Annotated in this window: 19 protein-coding genes; 14 read left to right on the top strand and 5 right to left on the bottom strand. The window is 58.4% G+C overall.

Annotated features, from left to right (window positions below; all coding sequences use genetic code 11):
- Positions 1-40 precede the first annotated feature (40 nt).
- From malM to ubiA, 3 genes are all read left to right on the top strand, one after another.
- A complete protein-coding gene (gene malM / locus ACJBF3_RS17765) occupies positions 41-1,006 on the top strand; it encodes a maltose operon protein MalM (RefSeq protein ID WP_045328922.1) in 966 nt (321 codons plus the stop codon).
- A 180-nt stretch (positions 1,007-1,186) separates the two neighbouring features.
- Positions 1,187-1,684, top strand: a complete 498-nt coding sequence (gene ubiC, locus ACJBF3_RS17760) for a chorismate lyase (protein WP_045328920.1) — start codon at positions 1,187-1,189, stop codon at positions 1,682-1,684.
- Between the two features lie 12 nt (positions 1,685-1,696).
- Positions 1,697-2,566 (top strand): 4-hydroxybenzoate octaprenyltransferase, encoded by an 870-nt coding sequence (ubiA, locus tag ACJBF3_RS17755; RefSeq protein WP_045328919.1) that lies wholly within the window; start codon positions 1,697-1,699, stop codon positions 2,564-2,566.
- An 88-nt stretch (positions 2,567-2,654) separates the two neighbouring features.
- Here ubiA and zntA read toward each other — a convergent pair whose 3' ends face one another.
- Positions 2,655-4,826 carry a Zn(II)/Cd(II)/Pb(II) translocating P-type ATPase ZntA gene (gene zntA, locus ACJBF3_RS17750; RefSeq protein WP_045328917.1) on the bottom strand — a complete coding sequence of 724 codons (2,172 nt, stop codon included), beginning with the start codon at positions 4,824-4,826 and terminating at the stop codon, positions 2,655-2,657.
- A 76-nt stretch (positions 4,827-4,902) separates the two neighbouring features.
- Positions 4,903-5,529, bottom strand: coding sequence for a lysoplasmalogenase (locus tag ACJBF3_RS17745; RefSeq protein ID WP_045328915.1), 627 nt, complete (start codon positions 5,527-5,529; stop codon positions 4,903-4,905).
- A gap of 129 nt (positions 5,530-5,658) precedes the next feature.
- On the opposite strand from ACJBF3_RS17745, the gene ACJBF3_RS17740 reads away from it, so the two are divergent.
- Positions 5,659-6,018, top strand: coding sequence for a DUF2500 domain-containing protein (locus ACJBF3_RS17740; protein ID WP_045328914.1), 360 nt, complete (start codon positions 5,659-5,661; stop codon positions 6,016-6,018).
- An 82-nt stretch (positions 6,019-6,100) separates the two neighbouring features.
- Here the strand turns inward: ACJBF3_RS17740 and ACJBF3_RS17735 are convergent, their stop codons facing one another.
- On the bottom strand, positions 6,101-6,382 hold the full coding sequence (locus tag ACJBF3_RS17735) for a DUF1145 family protein (protein WP_008500088.1): 282 nt from the start codon (positions 6,380-6,382) through the stop codon (positions 6,101-6,103).
- Positions 6,366-6,968 carry a 16S rRNA (guanine(966)-N(2))-methyltransferase gene (gene rsmD / locus ACJBF3_RS17730; RefSeq protein ID WP_045328912.1) on the bottom strand — a complete coding sequence of 201 codons (603 nt, stop codon included), beginning with the start codon at positions 6,966-6,968 and terminating at the stop codon, positions 6,366-6,368. The genes ACJBF3_RS17735 and rsmD overlap by 17 nt, the downstream gene beginning before the upstream one ends.
- A 127-nt stretch (positions 6,969-7,095) precedes the next feature.
- Between rsmD and ftsY the strand changes: the two genes are divergently transcribed.
- From ftsY to livJ, 6 genes are all read left to right on the top strand, one after another.
- Positions 7,096-8,556, top strand: coding sequence for a signal recognition particle-docking protein FtsY (ftsY, locus tag ACJBF3_RS17725; RefSeq protein WP_045328910.1), 1,461 nt, complete (start codon positions 7,096-7,098; stop codon positions 8,554-8,556).
- 2 nt (positions 8,557-8,558) lie between these two features.
- Positions 8,559-9,224: a cell division ATP-binding protein FtsE gene (ftsE, locus tag ACJBF3_RS17720; protein WP_025758973.1), complete on the top strand. Its 666-nt coding sequence runs from the start codon at positions 8,559-8,561 to the stop codon at positions 9,222-9,224.
- Positions 9,217-10,272 carry a permease-like cell division protein FtsX gene (gene ftsX / locus ACJBF3_RS17715; protein WP_045328907.1) on the top strand — a complete coding sequence of 352 codons (1,056 nt, stop codon included), beginning with the start codon at positions 9,217-9,219 and terminating at the stop codon, positions 10,270-10,272. Before ftsE ends, ftsX begins: the two co-directional genes overlap by 8 nt.
- A 252-nt stretch (positions 10,273-10,524) precedes the next feature.
- Positions 10,525-11,382 carry an RNA polymerase sigma factor RpoH gene (gene rpoH, locus ACJBF3_RS17710; RefSeq protein WP_028015143.1) on the top strand — a complete coding sequence of 286 codons (858 nt, stop codon included), beginning with the start codon at positions 10,525-10,527 and terminating at the stop codon, positions 11,380-11,382.
- A 136-nt stretch (positions 11,383-11,518) separates the two neighbouring features.
- Positions 11,519-12,784 carry a 4-aminobutyrate--2-oxoglutarate transaminase gene (locus ACJBF3_RS17705; RefSeq protein ID WP_045328905.1) on the top strand — a complete coding sequence of 422 codons (1,266 nt, stop codon included), beginning with the start codon at positions 11,519-11,521 and terminating at the stop codon, positions 12,782-12,784.
- A gap of 197 nt (positions 12,785-12,981) precedes the next feature.
- Positions 12,982-14,082, top strand: coding sequence for a branched chain amino acid ABC transporter substrate-binding protein LivJ (gene livJ, locus ACJBF3_RS17700; RefSeq protein ID WP_072265651.1), 1,101 nt, complete (start codon positions 12,982-12,984; stop codon positions 14,080-14,082).
- Between the two features lie 134 nt (positions 14,083-14,216).
- Here the strand turns inward: livJ and panM are convergent, their stop codons facing one another.
- Positions 14,217-14,600: an aspartate 1-decarboxylase autocleavage activator PanM gene (gene panM / locus ACJBF3_RS17695; protein WP_045328903.1), complete on the bottom strand. Its 384-nt coding sequence runs from the start codon at positions 14,598-14,600 to the stop codon at positions 14,217-14,219.
- Between the two features lie 424 nt (positions 14,601-15,024).
- On the opposite strand from panM, the gene livK reads away from it, so the two are divergent.
- Genes livK through livG form a run of 4 tightly spaced genes read left to right on the top strand, consistent with a single transcriptional unit; the run spans position 15,025 to position 19,145 of the window.
- Positions 15,025-16,134 (top strand): high-affinity branched-chain amino acid ABC transporter substrate-binding protein LivK, encoded by a 1,110-nt coding sequence (gene livK / locus ACJBF3_RS17690; protein ID WP_045328899.1) that lies wholly within the window; start codon positions 15,025-15,027, stop codon positions 16,132-16,134.
- 46 nt (positions 16,135-16,180) lie between these two features.
- Positions 16,181-17,107 (top strand): high-affinity branched-chain amino acid ABC transporter permease LivH, encoded by a 927-nt coding sequence (livH, locus tag ACJBF3_RS17685; protein WP_008500099.1) that lies wholly within the window; start codon positions 16,181-16,183, stop codon positions 17,105-17,107.
- Positions 17,104-18,381, top strand: a complete 1,278-nt coding sequence (locus tag ACJBF3_RS17680) for a high-affinity branched-chain amino acid ABC transporter permease LivM (RefSeq protein ID WP_045328897.1) — start codon at positions 17,104-17,106, stop codon at positions 18,379-18,381. Before livH ends, ACJBF3_RS17680 begins: the two co-directional genes overlap by 4 nt.
- A complete protein-coding gene (gene livG, locus ACJBF3_RS17675; protein WP_045328896.1) occupies positions 18,378-19,145 on the top strand; it encodes a high-affinity branched-chain amino acid ABC transporter ATP-binding protein LivG in 768 nt (255 codons plus the stop codon). Before ACJBF3_RS17680 ends, livG begins: the two co-directional genes overlap by 4 nt.

The following is a 19,145-nucleotide window of genomic DNA, read 5'->3' as shown; positions in this document are numbered from 1 at the left end:
CTGGCCACCGCAGTGCTCACTGCTATCAGAGGTAATAACAATGAAAATGAAGAAAAGTCTCGTCGCGCTGTGCCTCTCTGCGGGGCTGATGGCCTGTGTTCCGGCGGTCTCCTTTGCAGACGTGAATTTCGTACCACAAAATACCAGCGCTGCGCCGGCTATCCCAGCGGCGGCGCTCCAGCAGCTGACATGGACGCCTGTCGATCAATCTAAAACGCAGTCGACACAGCTTTCTACGGGTGGCCAGCAGCTAAACGTGCCGGGGATCACCGGACCGGTTGCCGCCTACAGCGTGCCGGCCAACATTGGTGAGTTGACCCTGACGTTAACCAGCGAAGTGAACAAGCAAACCAGCGTCTTTGCGCCGAACGTGCTGATTCTGGATCAAAACTTGACGCCATCTGCTTTCTTCCCAAGCGAGTATTTTAGTTACCAGGAGCCTGGCGTCATGAGCGCCGACCGTCTTGAAGGCAAAATGCGCCTGACGCCTGCTCTGGGACAGCAGAAGATTTATGTTCTGGTTTTCACGACCGAAAAAGATCTGCAGCAGACCACGAAGCTTATCGATCCGGCAAAAGCCTACGCCAAAGGAACGGGTAACTCTGTTCCGGACATTCCGGATCCGTTAGCGCGCCACGTCACCGACGGCCTGCTTAAGCTGAAAGTCTCAACGAACAACGCGTCCAGCGTCCTGGTCGGCCCGCTGTTTGGCTCCTCAGGTAACGGCCCGGTCACCGTAGGCAACACCGCTGCACCTGCCTATACCGCGCCAGCCGCCACGCCAGCCGCCACGGCAGCCGTGCCGGCAGCGACCGCAGCGCCTGCCCCGGCGAAGAAGGCGGAGCCGGTACTGAACGACACCGAAGAGTACTTCAACAACGCCATTAAGCAGGCGGTGAAGCGTGGCGATGTCGATAAAGCGCTGAAACTGCTTGATGAAGCCGAACGTTTAGGTTCAACCACTGCCCGTTCCACCTTTATCAGCAGTGTAAAAGGCAAGGGGTAACCGTTTCCCCACAGTGCTGATTTGTCAGTAGTTTAGTGCGCCTGAGTGGGCGCACTTTTTTTCGTCTCGGCCAGGCTGTTACATCCATGTTGCGATCGTGATCGTTAAATAACGTTTGGCCCCCCTCAATCCGCGTTTCTGCGATACAATGCCATTACGTTATGTATCGGAGAGTCTGGCATGTCACACCCCGCGCTTTTGCGCCTGCGTGCACTGCGCTATTTCGACCAAATACCTGCGCTTGATCCTCAGCAACTGGACTGGTTGTTGCTGGAAGATTCCATGACGAAACGTTTTGAGCAGCAGGATAAAACGGTCACGGTGACCCTGATTCAGGAAGGGTTTGTCTCTGGCGAGGAGATCGCCAGCGAGCTGCCGCTGCTGCCGCAAGATCCTCGTTACTGGCTGCGCGAAATTTTACTCTGTGCTGACGGTGAGCCGTGGCTTGCCGGGCGGACGGTGGTGCCCGAGTCCACCCTTTCCGGGCCAGAGCTGGCGCTGCAGCGTCTGGGGAAAACGCCGCTGGGGCGTTACCTTTTCACCTCGTCTGAGCTGACCCGGGATTTTATTGAGATTGGTCGTGATGCCGAACTCTGGGGGCGTCGTTCCCGCCTTCGCCTGAGCGGTAAGCCGTTAATTCTGACGGAGCTTTTTTTACCGGCATCACCGTTGTACTAAGAGGAAGAAAAAATGGAGTGGAGCCTGACGCAGAATAAGCTGCTGGCGTATCACCGCTTGATGCGTACCGATAAACCGATTGGCACTTTCCTGTTGCTATGGCCGACCCTGTGGGCGCTGTGGCTCGCCACGCCGGGCGTGCCGCCGCTGTGGATCCTTGGCGTGTTCGTGGCCGGGGTCTGGCTGATGCGTGCGGCGGGCTGCGTGGTGAATGACTATGCCGATCGTAAATTCGACGGCCACGTTAAGCGTACTGCCGGTCGTCCGTTACCCAGCGGACAGGTCACCGGGAAAGAAGCCCGCGTGCTGTTCAGTATTCTGGTGCTGCTCTCTTTCCTGCTGGTGTTAACCCTCAACACCATGACCATTCTGCTTTCCGTTGCGGCGCTGGCGCTGGCCTGGATCTATCCGTTTATGAAGCGCTACACCCACCTGCCTCAGGTGGTGCTGGGCGCGGCGTTCGGCTGGTCGATTCCGATGGCGTTTGCGGCGGTCAGTGAGTCCTTACCCCTTAGCTGCTGGCTGATGTTCCTGGCGAACATACTTTGGGCCGTGGCGTACGACACGCAGTACGCGATGGTCGACCGCGATGACGACCTTAAGATTGGCATTAAATCCACCGCCATCCTTTTTGGCCGTCAGGATAAGCTGATTATCGGTATCCTGCAGGTCGCGGTACTGGCGCTGATGGTGGTGATTGGCCGTCTCAACGGGCTGAACTGGGAGTTCTACTGGTCCGTGCTGGTGGCAGGTCTGCTGTTTGCGTACCAGCAAAAGCTGATTGCGAAGCGCGAGCGCGACGCCTGCTTCAAGGCGTTTATGAATAATAACTACGTCGGTCTGGTGCTGTTTTTAGGCCTGGCGATGAGCTACTTCGCCTGAAAAATAGCCCGGTGGCGCTGACGCTTACCGGGCCTACGTGTTGTACCGAATTGTAGGCCGGGTAAGGCGTAGCCGCCACCCGGCTTTTTTACCGGCGTCGCAGCAGCCGCAGCGCGTTCGCCGTCACCAGCACCGTCGCGCCGGTATCCGCCAGCACCGCCAGCCACAGCCCGGTCATGCCCAGCAGGGTGGTCACCAGGAAAATCCCCTTCAGCCCGAGCGCGATGCCGATGTTCTGCCGGATATTAGCCCGCGTCGCGCGCGCCAGGCTAATCATCTGTGCCAGGCCGGTCAGCCGGTTGTGCGTCAATGCGGCATCGGCTGTTTCCAGCGCCACGTCTGTACCGCTGCCCATCGCAATACCGATGGTGGACGCTTTCATCGCCGGGGCATCGTTAATCCCGTCACCGACCATCGCCAGCGGGGCGCGTGCGTTCAGCTCCGTGACCGCGCTGACCTTATCGGCTGGCAGCAGCCCGGCCTTAAACTCCAGCCCCAGCTCTCCGGCAATGGCCGCCGCCGCGCGAGGGTTATCGCCGGTGAGGATCACGCCCTGCACGCCCAGCTGATGCAGCGCCGCCACGGCCTCTTTTGCGTCTTCGCGCAGGGTATCGCGCAGGGCCAGCATCCCCTTCGCCACGCCGTCCTGCATGACGTTCACGGCGGTTTGCCCGGTCTGTTCTAACGCCTCAACCTCTGGATGGGAAGACTTGCCGGCCGCAACGATCAGCACCTTTTTACCGTCAACGACGGCCTCAATCCCTGACCCGACCAGCGCCCGCTGGGCGGTTGCCGGAGGGATGCTCAGCCCGCGCGACTGCGCTTCACGCACAATCGCCTGCGCCAGCGGGTGGGTGGAACCCTGTTCAACGGCGGCGGCCAGCGTCAGCAGCGCGTCTTCACTGATGTCCTGCGGATACACGCCGGTCACCTGCGGCTTGCCGACGGTCAGCGTCCCGGTTTTGTCGAAGGCGATATGCTGGACCTGGCTCAGCTGTTCCAGCGCCGCGCCGCCCTTAATCAGCGCCCCGCGACGTGCCGCTGCCGCCAGTCCTGAGGTAATCGCCGCCGGGGTGGAAATCACCAGCGCGCACGGGCAGCCAATCAGCAGCAGCGTCAGCCCTTTATAAATCCAGCCCTCCCACGGCGCGCCGAAGAGCAGCGGTGGAACGACGGTGACCAGCAGGGCCACCAGCATGATGGCGGGCGTGTAGATTCGGCTGAAGCGGTCAATAAAGCGTTCGACCGGCGCGCGGCGCTCCTCTGCCTCTTCAATCAGCTTCAGGATACGGTCGATGGCGCTTTCGCCCGGCTCGGAAAGCACGGTGAGCTGCACCAGCCGGTCGACGCTGGTGGCGCCAGCCGGCACTTTTTCACCTGCGGCACGCTCTACCGGAATGGATTCCCCGGTCAGGGCGCTTTCATCAAAGCTTGCGGTGGCGGTGAGCAGCGCGCCGTCGGCAGGCAGTCGTCCCCCGGCGGCCACTTCAATCACGTCACCCGGGCGCAGCGCCGCGATGGCAACCGTTTCACGCGCGCCGTTAATCACGCGCGTGGCGGTTTCCGGCTTCAGCGCCATCAGCGCGCTGACCCCTTTACGCGCCCGGCTCGCCGCCCAGCCCTCAAGACGTTCGCCGATTAAGAACAGCAGCAGCACCATCGCCGCTTCCGCCGTCGCGCCAATGAACAGCGCGCCGATCGCCGCCACGCTCATCAGCGTTTCGATGGCGAACCAGCTGCCGCTTTTCATCAGGCGCAGCGCCTGACGGGCAATCGGGAACAGCCCGACCAGCGTGGTGGCGATAAACGCCAGGTTGCCGAACGGATGATTAATCTGCTCCAGCCCCCAGCTCAGGGCCATCATGATGATGAGGGTAATAAGCGGCAGGTTTTCTTTCAGCGAGGAGGCTTTTTCAACGGGTGCCGTGTCGCTACGAAGGGTATAGCCCGCCTTGCTGACGGCCGCTTCCACCTGCTTGCTGACGTCGTTATCGGCGCTGACCAGCAGCTTTTCGGTAGCGAACAGCACCTGAACGTGGCTCACGCCCGGCACCTGCTTCACCGCGTTTTCAACTTTACGGGCGCAGGCCGCGCAGTCCATGCCGTTGACGACCCAGCTGTAGCGGTTGCCGCTTTCAGGGAGGGGTTGAGTGGGCGTTTTGCACGCGCCTTCGCAGCAGCAGTCGTCCTTCGACGGAGCCGGGCTGAGCTTAAGCGCCGAGAATTGTGGGACTTTTTTAGGTATTTCTGGAGTCGACATGGCAGTCTCCGGCAATGATAATTTTCTCATTAACCGCAGCATACACTCTGGAGTCGACTCCAGAGTCAAGCGCTATTTAAATATACAGCGAACGCACAATCAGGAAGTGCCCGGCAAAGTAACAGGCGGCGGCTATCGCGTTATCCGCCCGGAAGCGGCGGCGATAGTGGCTGCCCAGCCACACGATATTGCCGACCAGCAGCAGCGCGGCGCCGAAAAACGCGGACATCGCCGGGGCGGTCGGACGGAAGAACCACAGTTCACCGGCCAGCCATACCATTACCAGGGTCATGGCGATAAACGTGCAGACCGGCAAAAGCATCTCTTCCAGCCGTGACCAGATCACCGCGATCAGCAGGGCGCCAATTACCAGCAGGACCAGCGGCAGCGGCCAGAAGAAGGAGAGCGTCATCTGGCTGGCAAAGTAGATGGTATACAGCAGATGCGACAGGAAAAATGCCCCAACGGCGTACAGCAGGCGCTGGCGCGGCAGCAGGGTCAAGGCATCGCCAATCAGGGACGCGCACAGCCCGGCGAGGACCAGGTAGCTGACGGCGTTAAACATCGGTGCTTGCCAGGCAAGCAGCAGGAGCAGCAGTAGCGTGACGGGTTTAAACAGCCAGCGCTGCCAGGTGGGACCACGGTACGACGCATCGACATAAAGCCATGCGGAAAAACAGACAGCGATAAATGACCAAAGCATATTAACTCCCTGTATCTGTTAAGTCTGAATAATCAGTTTCTGATCCAGTGTAGTGACGCGGGCGGGCGTTTGGCAATGGCGGGGAAGGCAAGGTATCCTGAATTCCGCATAATCTGATGGGATTTTTCAATGAGCAAGATGCCGCTGTTTTTCATTATCGTGGTGGCGATTATCGTCATTGCCGCCTCGTTCCGTTTCGTGCAGCAGCGCCGCGAAAAGGCGGATAACGATGCCGCACCGCTGGTGCAAAAGCGCGTGGTAGTGACGAACAAACGCGAGAAACCGCTCAACGACCGCCGCTCGCGCCAGCAGCAGGAGACGCCTGCGGGCGCGGCAATGCGCTATGAGGCGAGCTTTAAGCCGGAAACGGGCGGCCTCGAGATGACCTTCCGCCTGGAGGCGCAGCAGTACCATCAGCTGACGGTGGGGGAGAAAGGGGCGCTGAGCTACAAAGGGTCGCGATTTGAAGGGTTTGCACCGGAGCGGTAACGCCGGGCGGCACTGCGTTTGCCCGGCCTGCAGGGTTCCGTAGGCCCGGTAAGCGAAGCGCCACCGGGCGATAGCGCGCACCTTACTTCTTCACCTGCGCCTTAAACTTCTTCATCCACACCAGCAGCTCAAACACGCCGAAGATAAACACGCGCAGCTGCTGCCAGCCGGTCATCTGCGGGCCGTCTTTCGGCAGGCCGTTTTTCAGCATCACCATCTGCAGGGCGTGCATGAACGAGGTGAAAATCAGCGCCACGTTAACGAAAATGTTCATCGGGCGCGGGAACGGGTGCACCAGATTGAGCAGTAAAAATGCCCAGACGCCCAGCATCAGCAAACGTCCCAGGTTAATCAGTACCGGCATCGGGGCCTCCTTGTGCCTGACGGTGATAAAGACGATAGGCAACCTGACCGGCGACCTTTTCGCGGTGCAGATCCCAGTGAGCGGGAACCGGCGGTAAACCGTTTTCCACCTCGCTTTCAACGTAAATTAATGCATCATCCGCCAGCCAGCCGTTTTGCTCCAGCAGGGATAACGTCTCTTCCAAAAGCCCCTTGCGGAACGGCGGGTCGACAAACACCACATTATGCGGCGTGCCTTTCTGCGCAAGAAAACTCAGCGTGTTGGTGTTCACGACTTTCGCGTTGCTCGCCTTCAGCGTCGCCAGATTTTGCTGCAGCGTCTGCGCCACGCCGCGCTCCATCTCCAGCAGCGTCGCGCTGGCGGCATAGCGCGACAGCGCTTCCAGCCCGAGCGCGCCGCTTCCGGCAAAGCAGTCCAGGCAGCGGGCGTCTACCATTGACGGGGCCAGCCAGTTAAACAGCGTCTCGCGCACGCGGTCGGTAGTAGGGCGTAAACCGGGGCTATCCGGCACCGGTAATTTCCGGCCTCGCCACTGACCGCCGATAATACGAATTTGACCGGCCGGGGCGCGGTTGGGTTTCTTCATCTCAGGAAAGCTCTGTTAACAATTGGCCTACGATTGCGGGCGGTGATGTCAATTAAGTAAAGTGTTAGACTATTTCATCATTTTTTTAGCTTCCATGTATATAGCGCCGCGAGGAGTGTAGTCGCAGATGGCAAAACAAAAAAAACGTGGCTTCTTTTCCTGGCTGGGCTTCGGTGAAAAAGAGCAAGAAACAGAACAGAAAACCGAAGAGCAACAAGCCGTTGAAGAGCCGTCGCAGCCTGAAACGCCTGTAGAAACCGCCGCGGTAGTCGAAGCGGAAGAAACGGCGCACAGCAAAGAAGAGATTGAATCCTTTGCACAAGAGGTGGTTGAAGTCACGGAGCAGGTTCAGGAGAGCGAGAAGCCAGAACCGGTTGTCGTTGAAGACGTTGCCGACGCGCCGCAGGCCGTTATTGAACACGAAGAGCTGCCGCTGCCGGAAGAGGTGAAGGCCGAAGAGGTGTCAGCCGAAGAGTGGCAGGCCGAAGCGGAAACCGTTGAAATTGTTGAGGCGGTGGAAGAAGAGGCGGCGCTTGAGCCAGAGCTGACCGACGAAGAGCTAGAAGCCCAGGCGCTGGCGGCGGAAGCCGCGGAAGACGCGGTCATCGTCGTGCCGGTGGAAGAAGAACCGGAAGAAGAGAGCGTTCAGGAGCAGGAAAAACCGACCAAAGAAGGTTTCTTCGCCCGCCTGAAGCGCAGCCTGCTGAAAACCAAAGAAAACTTAGGTTCCGGATTTATCAGCCTGTTCCGCGGCAAGAAGATCGACGACGATCTCTTTGAAGAGCTGGAAGAACAGCTGCTGATTGCGGACGTCGGCGTGGACACCACCCGTAAGATCATCGCCAACCTGACAGAAGGAGCGAGCCGCAAACAGCTGCGCGACGCCGAAGCGCTGTACGGCCTGCTGAAAGACGAGATGGGTGAAATTCTCGCAAAAGTTGACGAACCGCTTAATATTGAAGGCAAAACGCCATTTGTTATTCTGATGGTCGGCGTGAACGGCGTGGGTAAAACCACCACCATCGGCAAGCTGGCGCGTCAGTTCGAGCAGCAGGGTAAATCGGTGATGCTGGCGGCGGGGGATACCTTCCGCGCGGCGGCGGTTGAGCAGCTGCAGGTTTGGGGCCAGCGCAACAATATTCCGGTGATTGCCCAGCACACCGGCGCGGATTCCGCATCCGTGATCTTCGACGCCATCCAGGCGGCGAAGGCGCGCAACGTGGACGTGCTGATTGCCGATACCGCAGGGCGTTTGCAGAACAAATCGCACCTGATGGAAGAGCTGAAGAAAATCGTTCGCGTCATGAAGAAGCTGGACGAAGACGCACCGCATGAAATTATGCTGACCATTGATGCCAGCACCGGACAGAACGCCATCAGCCAGGCGAAGCTGTTCCATGAAGCGGTAGGACTGACGGGGATTGCGCTGACCAAACTGGACGGCACCGCGAAAGGCGGGGTGATCTTCTCCGTGGCCGACCAGTTCGGCATTCCTATCCGCTACATCGGTGTGGGCGAGCGTATTGAGGATTTACGTCCGTTTAAGGCGGACGACTTTATTGAGGCATTATTTGCCCGAGAGGACTAACAATGATTCGCTTTGAACACGTCAGCAAGGCCTATCTCGGTGGGAGACAAGCGCTGCAGGGGGTCACTTTCCACCTGCAGCCGGGCGAGATGGCATTCCTGACCGGCCATTCCGGCGCGGGGAAAAGTACCCTGCTCAAGCTTATCTGTGGGATCGAGCGGCCAAGCGCCGGGAAAATCTTTTTCGGCGGCCATGAGATCAGCCGCCTGAAAAACCGCGAAGTGCCGTTCCTGCGTCGTCAGATCGGCATGATTTTCCAGGATCACCACCTGCTGATGGATCGCACCGTTTTCGATAACGTGGCCATTCCGCTGATTATTGCCGGTGCCAGCTATGACGATATCCGCCGTCGCGTCTCCGCGGCGCTGGATAAGGTCGGGCTGCTGGACAAAGCGAAGAACTTCCCGATCCAGCTCTCCGGCGGTGAACAGCAGCGCGTGGGCATCGCTCGCGCGGTGGTGAACAAGCCTGCCGTGCTGCTGGCGGATGAACCGACCGGTAACCTGGACGATGCCCTGTCAGAAGGGATTTTGCGTCTGTTTGAGGAGTTTAACCGCGTGGGGGTCACCGTATTGATGGCGACGCACGACATCGGACTCATTTCCCGTCGTTCGTACCGCATGCTGACCCTGAGCGACGGTCATTTGCACGGAGGCCACGGTGAATAAGCGTGATGCAATAAACCAGATTCGGCAGTTCGGGAACCGGTTTGACCGCTTCCGTAAGCCGCAGGGCGGCGGTGACGGCAATCGTAATGCGCCGAAGCGCCAGAAGGCCGCGCCAAAACCTGCTTCCCGCAAAACCAACGTGTTTAACGAGCAGGTGCGCTACGCGTTCCACGGCGCGCTGCAGGACCTGAAAAGCAAACCGCTGGCGACGTTCCTGACGGTGATGGTGATTGCCATCTCTCTGACGCTGCCAAGCGTCTGCTATATGGTCTATAAAAACGTCAACCAGGCGGCCTCACAGTATTATCCGTCCCCGCAGATCACGGTCTATCTCGATAAAGCGCTCGACGATAACGCGGCGGCGCAGGTGGTTGGGCAAATTCAGGCCGAGCAGGGCGTGGAGAAGGTCAACTATCTCTCCCGTGAAGACGCGCTGGGCGAGTTCCGCAACTGGTCTGGCTTTGGCGGCGCGCTGGACATGCTCGAAGAGAACCCGCTGCCCGCCGTGGCGGTGGTGATCCCGAAGCTGGATTTCCAGGGGACCGATTCGCTTAACACCCTGCGCGATCGCATCACGCGCATTAAGGGCATTGATGAAGTGCGCATGGATGACAGCTGGTTTGCGCGTCTCTCTGCTCTGACCGGGCTGGTAGGCCGCGTCGCGGCGATGATTGGCGTGCTGATGGTGGCGGCGGTCTTCCTCGTCATTGGTAACAGCGTGCGTCTGAGCATCTTCGCCCGCCGCGATACCATCAACGTGCAGAAACTGATTGGTGCGACGGATGGCTTCATCCTCCGTCCGTTCCTTTACGGCGGCGCGTTGCTCGGTTTTTCCGGCGCATTTCTTTCACTGATATTGTCAGAAATTTTGGTGATGCGGCTTTCATCTGCCGTGACGGAAGTGGCGCAGGTTTTCGGAACCAAGTTTAATATCAGCGGCTTAGGGTTCGATGAGTGCCTGTTACTGCTGCTGGTGTGCTCGATGATTGGGTGGGTGGCAGCCTGGCTGGCAACCGTTCAACATTTACGTCACTTTACTCCCGACTAATAAAAGCGTGATATAATCTTTCCCTGCACCGAGGTGTTTGCTCTGCAGGGAAAGATGTCCCTGTTTCTCTTTCCCGCAGTATCATCTTCATGTCACATTTTGTGCGTAATTTATTCACCGTTGCACCTGGAACTTGTGGATAAAATCACTGTCTGATAAAAGAGTGAATGCTAATCTCGTTGCTCAAACGCTTTGGCATGGTTGTTGCCTGACGGGGACAGCCTAGACCAGAAGAAACATTGAGAGGAATGAATGACCAAAGAAATGCAAACTTTAGCTTTAGCCCCTGTTGGTAACCTGGAATCTTACATCCGGGCTGCGAACACCTGGCCGATGTTGACGGCCGAGGAAGAAAAGGAGCTTGCTGAAAAGCTGCATTACCAGGGCGATCTGGAAGCAGCGAAAAAGCTGATCCTGTCTCACCTGCGCTTTGTTGTTCACATTGCTCGTAATTACGCGGGCTATGGCCTGCCGCAGGCGGACTTGATTCAGGAAGGTAACATCGGCCTGATGAAGGCTGTGCGTCGCTTTAACCCGGAAGTGGGTGTGCGACTCGTCTCCTTCGCCGTGCACTGGATCAAAGCAGAAATTCATGAATACGTGCTGCGCAACTGGCGTATCGTGAAGGTCGCCACGACAAAAGCGCAACGCAAGCTGTTCTTCAACCTGCGTAAAACCAAGCAGCGTCTGGGCTGGTTCAATCAGGATGAAGTGGAAATGGTGGCGCGCGAGCTGGGCGTATCCAGCAAAGACGTGCGTGAGATGGAATCCCGTATGGCCGCGCAGGACATGACCTTTGATATGTCCTCCGACGACGACGCATCTGACAGCCAGCCGATGGCACCGGTTCTGTATCTGCAGGATAAAACCTCTAACTTTGCCGACGGCATTGAAGAGGACAACTGGGAAGATCAGGCCGCGAACAAGCTGACCCATGCGATGGAAGGCCTCGACGAACGTAGCCAGGATATTATCCGCGCCCGCTGGCTGGACGAAGACAACAAGTCCACGCTGCAGGAGCTGGCCGACCGCTACGGCGTCTCTGCGGAACGCGTTCGTCAGCTTGAAAAGAACGCCATGAAAAAACTTCGCGCCGCTATCGAAGCGTAATTTTCGCGAAGTGCATCGAGAACCCCTGGATGAGAGTCCGGGGGTTTTGTTTTTTTATCCCCCGCTCTGGCGAATTCCTTCCCCCTGGCAAACACTTACTGATGCGCTAAGCAGGCGACTTTCTCAGGGGGACAGGGTGAAAAACAACGAACTCAACGACCGGCGTTTACAGGCGACGCCGCGCGGCATCGGCGTGATGTGTAACTTCTATGCCGATAAAGCCGACAACGCCACGGTGTGGGACGTCGAGGGTAACGAGTACATCGACTTCGCCGCGGGGATCGCGGTGCTGAATACCGGCCATCGCCATCCCAGAGTCATTTCCGCCATCGAAAAACAACTCCACGCCTTTACCCACACGGCCTACCAGATTGTCCCCTATGAAGGCTATGTCTCGCTTGCCGAACGCATCAACGCACGCGTGCCAATTGACGGCCCGGCGAAAACGGCCTTTTTCTCAACGGGCGCAGAAGCGGTTGAAAACGCCGTCAAAATTGCCCGGGCGTATACCCACCGTCCCGGCCTTATCACCTTTGGCGGCGCGTTCCACGGCCGCACCTTTATGACCATGGCGCTGACCGGCAAGGTTGCGCCGTACAAGATCGGCTTCGGCCCGTTCCCCGGCTCGGTGTATCACGCGCAGTACCCCAATGAACTGCACGGCGTCAGCACGGCGGAAGCGCTAAAAAGCCTGGAGCGCATCTTTAAGGCGGATATCGCGCCGGACCAGGTTGCGGCGATTATTCTCGAACCGGTGCAGGGAGAGGGCGGCTTCAACATCGCGCCCGCTGATTTTATGCAGGCGCTGCGCAGCCTGTGCGATACCCACGGCATTCTGCTGATTGCCGACGAGGTGCAAAGCGGCTTTGCCCGTACCGGCAAGCTGTTCTCGATGGAGCACCACTGCGTGAAGCCCGATCTGATCACCATGGCAAAAAGCCTGGCGGGCGGGATGCCGCTCTCGGCGGTGTCGGGCCGTGCTGAGGTGATGGATGCGCCCGCGCCGGGCGGGCTGGGCGGGACCTACGCCGGGAACCCGCTGGCGATTGCCGCAGCGCATGCCGTGCTCGACGTGATTGACGAAGAGGATCTCTGCACGCGCTCGGCGCATCTTGGCCATCACCTGGTGGAGGTGCTGAACAAAGCGAAGGAAAACTGCCCGCATATCGCCGACATTCGCGCGCAGGGTTCGATGGTGGCGGTGGAGTTTAACGACCCGCAAACGGGGCATCCTTCGCCGGAATTCACTCGCCAGGTGCAGGAGCGCGCGCTGCAGGAAGGGCTGCTTCTGCTGAGCTGCGGCGTCTACGGCAACGTGATTCGTTTTCTCTATCCGCTGACTATTCCTGAAGCGCAGTTCCGTAAAGCGCTGGACATTATCTCCGCCTCGCTGACACGTTAAAGCCACATGCCCGGCAGAAATCCCGGCCGGGCCCGGCATATATTCATTTCAAATTAGCTATTCCAAAATCATAAAAATCGGGTATGTTTTAGCAGAGTATGCTGAAAAAGCGCGAACAGCACACCTATAATTGACATAAAGCGCTGCACAACAACATCACAACAATCGTAATAACCATAATAATGGGGAATCTCAGGATGAACATGAAGGGTAAAGCGTTACTGGCAGGATGTATCGCGTTGGCATTCAGCACCATGGCGCAGGCAGACATTAAGGTGGCTGTGGTTGGCGCCATGTCCGGTCCGGTAGCGCAGTACGGCGACCAGGAGTTCACGGGTGCCGAGCAGGCGGTTGCAGACATTAATGCTAAGGGTGGTATTAAGGGCGAAAAGCTGCAGATCGTAAAATATGATGATGCCTGTGACCCGAAACAGGCGGTCGCGGTCGCGAACAAAGTGGTGAACGACGGGATCAAATACGTTATCGGCCACCTGTGCTCTTCTTCAACTCAGCCCGCGTCTGACATCTACGAAGACGAAGGTATCCTGATGATCACCCCGGCGGCGACCGCACCGGAGCTGACCGCACGCGGCTACAAGCTGACCCTGCGCACCACCGGCCTGGACTCCGATCAGGGCCCAACCGCGGCGAAATACATCGTCGAAAAAGTGAAGCCGAAGCGCATTGCCATCGTTCATGACAAGCAGCAGTACGGTGAAGGTCTGGCGCGTTCAGTGCAGGACAACCTCAAGAAAGCCAATGCCGACGTGGTGTTCTTCGACGGGATCACCGCCGGTGAGAAAGACTTCTCCACGCTGGTGGCGCGTCTGAAGAAAGAGAACATCGACTTCGTGTACTACGGTGGCTACCACCCGGAAATGGGCCAGATCCTGCGCCAGGCGCGCGCGGCGGGCCTGAAAACCCAGTTTATGGGCCCGGAAGGCGTGGCGAACGTGTCCCTGTCTAACATTGCGGGTGAATCAGCCGAAGGCCTGCTGGTGACCAAGCCGAAGAACTATGACCAGGTCCCTGCGAACAAACCTGTCGTAGATGCCATCAAGGCGAAGAAACAGGATCCTAGCGGCGCGTTCGTCTGGACCACCTACGCGGCGCTGCAGTCGCTGCAGGCGGGCCTGAACCAGTCTGCCGATCCGGCGGAAATTGCCAAATGGCTGAAAGCGAATAAGGTGGATACGGTCATGGGGCCGCTGTCCTGGGATGAGAAGGGCGACCTGAAGGGCTTCGAGTTCGGCGTGTTTGACTGGCACGCGAACGGTACCGCGACCGACGCCAAATAAAAGCAAAAAGGCAACGTAAGTTGCCTTTTTTTAATGTTTTCTCCCTCTCCCCGTGGGAGAGGGCCGGGGTGAGGGCATCAGACCGCACAGCACCTCGTAGGCCGGGTAAGGCGCAGCCGCCACCCGGCTTTCTTTTAGCGCTTCGCCCACCCGCTCTCCTGCGCCGTAAACCCTAACGCCTGCATAAACGCCGCCATCACGCCGCGATCTTCCACGCCCACGTCGGCCATCCACCATGAGGTTACGCTCGGGTTTTCGCGGATCGCTTCTTCAACTAAATACTGTCCCACGCCGCGACGGCGGGTGACGTCACGCACGCGCAGCGAGTCCAGCGCCCCTTCCGTACCGCTCAGGGTGACGCGAACCGCTGCCAGCAGGCGCTCGTTAAAGCGGGCGGCATAAATGCGGTGGGTCTCATCCACGCGCAGTGACGAAGGGGAATATTCCGGCCAGATCTTGCCCAGGTCGATATGATCCTGGTCGCTAAAGGTCACCAGACGCACGATAGTCAGTTTCATTAGCTACTTGTCCAAATCAAATTGAGTAGGGGCAGTGTACTCAATTTATCCACCCAGCGGCTTCCTCTTTTTATTCTCATTAACCAGGTGATTAGTTTTTTGGCAACGCGATGGGCAGTCTGAAAACACATGGATCGAAAAATAAGCAGAATTTTAACCTGAATGGTAGTGATTTATTCGGCGCTTTGTACCGTTATTTTATGCTGCAAACTCTACTTTTAGTTGTTTATCTCTGACTGATTTCAGAATATTATCTTTGCTTAATCGCCTGAAAAATAGAGATTTTAGTCTGGTTTTTGGCAAAAACCTGCGCTAAACCATTAAAGGCACTGGTAAAAATAGCGTTGTTCATTAAAAGTACAGAGTGCTTTTTAACCATAATAAAACAAAATATAAACACGACATCACGAATGGGGATTCAGAGATGAAAAGGAACGCGAAAACATTTATCGCGGGAATGGTTGCACTGTCGATCTCGCATGCCGCTATGGCGGAGGACATTAAAGTTGCGGTAGTGGGCGCAATGTCCGGCCCCGTTGCCCAGTGGGGTGACATGGAGTTCAACGGCGCGCGCCAGGCCATCAAAGACATCAACGCGAAGGGCGGTATCAAGGGCGACAAGCTGGTGGGCGTGGAATATGACGACGCCTGCGATCCAAAACAGGCCGTCGCGGTCGCTAACAAAATCGTCAACGACGGTATCCAGTATGTGATTGGCCACCTGTGCTCATCCTCCACCCAGCCCGCGTCTGACATCTACGAAGACGAAGGCATCCTGATGATCACCCCCGGCGCGACCAACCCGGAGCTGACCCAGCGTGGCTACCAGCACATCATGCGTACCGCCGGTCTGGACTCCTCCCAGGGGCCAACCGCCGCCAAATACATCCTTGAAACCGTCAAGCCTCAGCGTATCGCGATTATTCATGACAAGCAGCAGTACGGCGAAGGCCTGGCGCGCTCCGTGCAGGACGGCCTGAAAAAAGGCGGCGCAAATATCGTCTTCTTCGACGGCATTACCGCCGGTGAGAAAGACTTCTCCGCGCTGATCGCCCGTCTGCAAAAAGAGAACATCGACTTCGTGTACTACGGCGGCTACTACCCAGAGATGGGTCAGATGCTGCGTCAGGCGCGCGCCACCGGCCTGAAAACCCAGTTTATGGGGCCAGAGGGCGTGGGCAATGCCTCACTGTCGAACATCGCGGGGGATTCTGCAGAAGGCATGCTGGTGACGATGCCAAAACGCTATGACCAGGATCCGGCCAACAAGGCTATCGTGGATGCGCTCAAGGCGCAGAAGAAAGATCCGAGTGGTCCATACGTCTGGATCACCTACGCCGCCGTGCAGTCTCTGGCCACCGCGCTGGAGCGTACCGGCAGCAAAGAACCGCTGGATCTGGTGAAGGATTTAAAAGCACACGGGGCGAACACCGTGATTGGGCCGCTGAACTGGGATGAGAAAGGCGATCTGAAGGGATTTGAGTTTGGTGTCTTCAAGTGGCACGCCGACGGGTCTTCCTCGGCCGCCAAATAATTATCCCACCGCCCGGACCGCCGGGCGGGTATAAAAAGGTTTGCATATGTCCGAGCAGTTTCTCTATTTCCTGCAGCAGATGTTTAACGGCGTTACGCTGGGAAGCACCTACGCGCTGATCGCCATCGGCTATACGATGGTTTACGGCATTATCGGCATGATTAACTTCGCCCACGGCGAGGTCTACATGATCGGTAGCTATGTCTCCTTTATGATTATCGCCGCTCTGATGATGATGGGCATCGACAGCAGCTGGCTGCTGGTCGCCGCCGGGTTTGTCGGCGCGATTGTGATTGCCAGCGCCTACGGCTGGAGCATCGAGCGCGTGGCCTACCGGCCCGTGCGCAGCTCCAAGCGTCTGATTGCGCTGATTTCCGCCATCGGGATGTCCATCTTCCTGCAAAACTACGTCAGCCTGACCGAAGGCTCGCGCGACGTGGCGCTGCCGAGCCTGTTTAACGGCCAGTGGATTGTGGGGGCCAGTGAAAACTTCGCCGCTTCTATTACCACCATGCAGCTCGTCATCTGGGTTGTGACCTTTATTGCGATGCTCGCCCTGACGCTGTTCATCCGCTACTCGCGGATGGGGCGCGCCTGCCGCGCCTGTGCGGAAGATCTTAAGATGGCGAGCCTGCTCGGCATCAACACCGACCGCGTGATTGCTCTGACCTTCGTGATCGGCGCCGCGATGGCTGCCGTTGCAGGTGTCCTGCTCGGCCAGTTCTACGGCGTAATCAATCCGTATATCGGCTTTATGGCCGGGATGAAAGCCTTCACCGCGGCGGTGCTGGGCGGTATCGGCAGTATTCCGGGCGCGATGATCGGCGGCCTGATCCTGGGCGTGGCGGAGGCGCTCTCTTCGGCGTATCTGAGCACGGAATATAAAGACGTGGTGTCGTTTGCCCTGCTGATTCTGGTTCTGCTGGTGATGCCTACCGGTATTCTGGGCCGTCCGGAGGTAGAGAAAGTATGAAACCGATGCATTTTGCGATGGCGCTGCTCTCTGCCGCCATGTTCTTCGTGCTGGCGGGCGTCTTTATGGGCGTCCAGCTAGGTCTGGACGGGACGAAGCTGGTGGTGGATACCGCCCCCGATATCCGCTGGGAGTGGGTATTTATCGGCACTGCCGTGGTGTTCCTGTTCCAGCTGCTGCGTCCGCTGTTCCAGAAGTCGCTGAAAAACGTCTCCGGGCCGAAGTTCGTCCTGCCGGCAATCGACGGTTCTACCGTGAAGCAGAAGCTGTTCCTCGTGGCGCTGCTGGTGGCCGCCGTGGCGTGGCCGTTTGTTGTCTCGCGCGGAACCGTGGATATCGCTACCCTGACCATGATCTACGTGATTCTCGGTCTCGGCCTGAACGTGGTGGTGGGGCTCTCTGGCCTGCTGGTGCTCGGCTACGGCGGCTTCTACGCCATCGGCGCCTACACCTTCGCGCTGCTGAACCACTATTACGGCCTCGGCTTCTGGACCTGCCTGCCGCTGGCGGGGCTGGTCTCTGCCGCCGCAGGTTTTCTGCTCGGCTTCCCGGTGCTGCGCCTGCGCGGTGACTACCTGGCGATTGTGACCTTAGGCTTCGGCGAAATCGTCCGTATCCTGCTGCTGAACAACACCGACGTGACCGGCGGCCCGAACGGCATCAGCCAGATCCCGAAACCGACCTTCTTCGGCCTGGAGTTCAGCCGGACCGCCCGCGAAGGCGGCTGGGACACCTTCAGCAACTTCTTCGGCGTGAAGTATGACCCGTCCGACCGCGTGATCTGGCTCTATCTGGTGGCGCTGCTGCTGGTGGTGATCACCCTGTTCGTGATCAACCGCCTGCTGCGCATGCCGCTGGGCCGCGCGTGGGAAGCGCTGCGCGAAGATGAGATTGCCTGCCGTTCCCTGGGCCTGAACCCGACCCGCATCAAGCTGACCGCGTTCACCATCAGCGCCGCGTTTGCCGGTTTCGCCGGAACGCTGTTTGCCGCGCGTCAGGGCTTCGTCAGCCCGGAATCGTTCACCTTCGCCGAATCCGCCTTTGTGCTGGCGATCGTGGTGCTGGGCGGGATGGGCTCGCAGTTTGCCGTTATCCTCGCGGCCATTCTGCTGGTGGTCTCGCGCGAGCTGATGCGCGACTTTAACGAATACAGCATGTTAATGCTGGGTGGTTTGATGGTGCTGATGATGATCTGGCGTCCGCAGGGCCTTCTGCCGATGACCCGTCCACAGCTGAAGCTGAAGAACGGGCAAGCAAAAGGAGAGCAGGCATGAGTCAGCCATTATTATCCGTTAACGGCCTGATGATGCGTTTTGGCGGCCTGCTGGCGGTCAACAACGTGAATCTGGATCTGCACAAGAAAGAGATTGTCTCCCTTATTGGCCCCAACGGCGCGGGGAAGACTACGGTCTTCAACTGCCTGACCGGCTTCTACAAGCCGACGGGCGGCACCATCATGCTGCGCGACCAGCACCTTGAAGGGCTGGCGGGCCAGCAGATTGCCCGCATGGGCGTGGTGCGTACCTTCCAGCACGTGCGTCTGTTCCGCGAGATGACGGTGATTGAGAACCTGCTGGTGGCACAGCATCAGCAGCTGAAAACCGGGCTGTTCTCCGGCCTGCTGAAAACCCCCGCCTTCCGCCGCGCCCAGGATGAGGCGCTCGACCGCGCCGCCACCTGGCTCGACCGCATCGGCCTGCTGCAGCACGCCAACCGTCAGGCGAGCAACCTGGCCTACGGCGACCAGCGTCGCCTGGAGATTGTGCGCTGCATGGTGACCCAGCCGGAGATCCTGATGCTCGACGAACCGGCGGCAGGGCTCAACCCGAAAGAGACCAAAGAGCTGGACGAGCTGATTGCCGAGCTGCGCGATAGCCACGACACTACTATCCTGCTGATTGAGCACGACATGAAGCTGGTAATGGGTATTTCCGACCGTATCTACGTGGTCAACCAGGGCACGCCGCTGGCAAACGGCACGCCGGAAGAGATCCGCAACAACCCGGACGTGATCCGCGCATACCTGGGCGAGGCATAA

This window comes from Enterobacter sp. PP-008-ECC_S150 (assembly GCF_045257065.1).
Lineage (GTDB): Bacteria > Pseudomonadota > Gammaproteobacteria > Enterobacterales > Enterobacteriaceae > Enterobacter > Enterobacter chengduensis.
The sequence above is the reverse complement of the archived record's forward strand: the minus strand, read 5'-3'. Positions and strand labels throughout refer to the sequence as shown.

Coding starts and splice junctions, on each gene's coding strand:
- malM (WP_045328922.1), top strand. CDS start 41: ATGAAAATGAAGAAAAGTCTCGTCGCGCTGTGCCTCTCTGCGGGGCTG.
- ubiC (WP_045328920.1), top strand. CDS start 1,187: ATGTCACACCCCGCGCTTTTGCGCCTGCGTGCACTGCGCTATTTCGAC.
- ubiA (WP_045328919.1), top strand. CDS start 1,697: ATGGAGTGGAGCCTGACGCAGAATAAGCTGCTGGCGTATCACCGCTTG.
- zntA (WP_045328917.1), bottom strand. CDS start 4,826: ATGTCGACTCCAGAAATACCTAAAAAAGTCCCACAATTCTCGGCGCTT.
- ACJBF3_RS17745 (WP_045328915.1), bottom strand. CDS start 5,529: ATGCTTTGGTCATTTATCGCTGTCTGTTTTTCCGCATGGCTTTATGTC.
- ACJBF3_RS17740 (WP_045328914.1), top strand. CDS start 5,659: ATGAGCAAGATGCCGCTGTTTTTCATTATCGTGGTGGCGATTATCGTC.
- ACJBF3_RS17735 (WP_008500088.1), bottom strand. CDS start 6,382: ATGCCGGTACTGATTAACCTGGGACGTTTGCTGATGCTGGGCGTCTGG.
- rsmD (WP_045328912.1), bottom strand. CDS start 6,968: ATGAAGAAACCCAACCGCGCCCCGGCCGGTCAAATTCGTATTATCGGC.
- ftsY (WP_045328910.1), top strand. CDS start 7,096: ATGGCAAAACAAAAAAAACGTGGCTTCTTTTCCTGGCTGGGCTTCGGT.
- ftsE (WP_025758973.1), top strand. CDS start 8,559: ATGATTCGCTTTGAACACGTCAGCAAGGCCTATCTCGGTGGGAGACAA.
- rpoH (WP_028015143.1), top strand. CDS start 10,525: ATGACCAAAGAAATGCAAACTTTAGCTTTAGCCCCTGTTGGTAACCTG.
- livJ (WP_072265651.1), top strand. CDS start 12,982: ATGAACATGAAGGGTAAAGCGTTACTGGCAGGATGTATCGCGTTGGCA.
- panM (WP_045328903.1), bottom strand. CDS start 14,600: ATGAAACTGACTATCGTGCGTCTGGTGACCTTTAGCGACCAGGATCAT.
- livK (WP_045328899.1), top strand. CDS start 15,025: ATGAAAAGGAACGCGAAAACATTTATCGCGGGAATGGTTGCACTGTCG.
- livH (WP_008500099.1), top strand. CDS start 16,181: ATGTCCGAGCAGTTTCTCTATTTCCTGCAGCAGATGTTTAACGGCGTT.
- ACJBF3_RS17680 (WP_045328897.1), top strand. CDS start 17,104: ATGAAACCGATGCATTTTGCGATGGCGCTGCTCTCTGCCGCCATGTTC.
- livG (WP_045328896.1), top strand. CDS start 18,378: ATGAGTCAGCCATTATTATCCGTTAACGGCCTGATGATGCGTTTTGGC.